Annotated in this window: 1 protein-coding gene and 1 pseudogene; one reads left to right on the top strand and one right to left on the bottom strand. The window is 41.9% G+C overall.

All coding sequences use genetic code 11. From position 1 onward, the window contains the following. Nucleotides 1-182: 182 nt before the first annotated feature. Nucleotides 183-674: pseudogene (locus B9T16_RS28860) on the bottom strand (alpha-amylase family glycosyl hydrolase); the annotation flags it as partial. 265 nt (nucleotides 675-939) lie between these two features. Here B9T16_RS28860 and gvpK point away from each other — a divergent pair. Next, the coding region (gvpK, locus tag B9T16_RS28855; RefSeq protein ID WP_410246411.1) for a gas vesicle protein GvpK at nucleotides 940-1,077 on the top strand (138 nt) is incomplete at its 3' end.

Genomic DNA, 1,077 nt, shown 5'->3' with positions numbered 1-1,077 from the left:
CGCCTGTAAAGTTTTGTTAGGCTTTCTAGAATCTAGCTTAACTCTCATCGTATGTGCCCTTTCGCCCTTCTGTAGGGGTATCAGTAGCGTTACTCATGTTTTACTAACTTGTTATCCTGTTATGGCGTTGAGTAACACCTAAGTAACGGTAGAATAGGGGTTGTAGGCTATGTAGACGCTTGACTACCATCATAGGCGGACACAGGCCAGTTTTCGACAGTAAACCAGTCCAACCAGGGAGAATTAGGGCCGTTTTCCAGGATATCATTAAAGAAGAAAAAGCCTCGACTAGCATGGTTAAAAACCCCATCTAGGACGATTTTAAGATGGCGACTATGGGCAGCATCTATCAATTCTCGTAGGGCTTGATTACCGCCTAAAATCGGGTCAACTTGATAATAGTCATGGGTATGGTAGCGATGGTTACTGGCTGATTGAAATACGGGAGTCAAATAAATAGCATTAATCCCCAAGTCTTGTAGATAGTCTAGTTTTTCAATGACTCCCCACAAGTTACCGCCTTTATATCCCTGTAAAGTGGGTGGTTTTTGCCAATCTTCCCACTTAGGATGACTAATAACTGAGGGTCGATGTAATTGGTTTTTGGCAAAACGGTCAGGAAAAATTTGATAAAATACCGAATGTTTTACCCAGTCTGGAGTGTAAATTGTCATGGTTACGATTTGGAAAACACCAATATATATTTAGGGCGTATAAATTGCTAAGTAACTTATACAGCCACTTATGAAAATATTTCAACCTAAATATGACGCACGATCACCATAATACCATAGTAGTTAGTGGTCAAATTATGATCTGGTGGCACTGAGACTGTGAACATCAGATAAATTTGGGCATAATTGGCCTAGCTATGTATTGCGGATAGTATCTCCTATCTGCTAGGATTGACAGCAAGCCGAACCTTAATGAGAATCACAAGTGTCAAGTCCAGAAGAAACAGCCTTGGTTCCCAAATCATCTGGTAAGGATGCAGGTTTAGCCCCCCTACTCCTTACCGTGGTTGAATTAATCCGCCAGCTGATGGAAGCGCAAGTTATCCGGCGCATGGAAGCTGAT

This window comes from Arthrospira sp. PCC 8006, from assembly GCF_046480465.1.
Classification (GTDB): Bacteria; Cyanobacteriota; Cyanobacteriia; order Cyanobacteriales; family Microcoleaceae; genus Limnospira; species Limnospira platensis.
The sequence above is the reverse complement of the archived record's forward strand: the minus strand, read 5'-3'. Positions and strand labels throughout refer to the sequence as shown.